The organism is Polynucleobacter sp. AM-25C3 (assembly GCF_018882335.1).
Classification (GTDB): Bacteria; Pseudomonadota; Gammaproteobacteria; order Burkholderiales; family Burkholderiaceae; genus Polynucleobacter.
Window position 1 is genome coordinate 1 of record NZ_JACVOS010000045.1, and the last position, 259, is coordinate 259.

The 259-nt window shown below is 47.5% G+C and carries 1 pseudogene; it reads left to right on the plus strand.

The annotated features are described in order from the left end of the window. Positions 1 to 17: 17 nt before the first annotated feature. Positions 18 to 259: pseudogene (locus ICN12_RS10795) on the plus strand (hypothetical protein); the annotation flags it as partial.

The window sequence follows — 259 nt, forward strand, 5'->3', positions numbered from 1 at the left end:
TGCCATTTTTATCAGCCATGGCGACAGGACTGGCGTTTGAATCCTTCAAGATGAAGGGGATGCTCTGGATACTGTTGTCTGTTAGCTTTGCCCAGCTAGTAGCAGAGCCAATGATTTCGCATAAATTCACCCAGATATTGGGATTACCTCAGTTAGACAGGCAGGTTGGCTTATTACTTTCTGCCCTACCCGCCTCTCCATTAGCAGTGGTTATCTGCGCTCGTTATGGTGGCAATACATCATTAGCTAGCGCGATGGT